The following is a 250-nucleotide window of genomic DNA, read 5'->3' on the forward strand; positions in this document are numbered from 1 at the left end:
CGTACCAGTGGAATGCTGCCTGAACCTGCACCTCGGTCATGCTCGGATTCTTCTTCCGGAACTGGCGCAATTCACGAATGCGGTCCGCGCTCAGCCACTGGGCGACGCCGCGTGCTCCAGAGTACGGGTTGCGGGCATGCACGTCGAACTGCGATTCTTGCTGGACCGAGCCCAAGGCCCCAGCAATCTGCGCATCGGTCAACCCGTATTCACGGCCGAACGCCACAAACGACGAAACGAAGTCATTGGG

The 250-nt window shown here is 60.8% G+C and carries 1 protein-coding gene; it reads right to left on the reverse strand.

All coding sequences use genetic code 11. The features are described from left to right. On the reverse strand, positions 1 to 250 hold a 250-nt coding region (locus AC1RPX_RS08060), incomplete at both ends, for a phage tail tip lysozyme (RefSeq protein ID WP_481763378.1).

The sequence above is a fragment of the Dellaglioa sp. CoH-56-MRSF-14 genome (assembly GCF_056782115.1).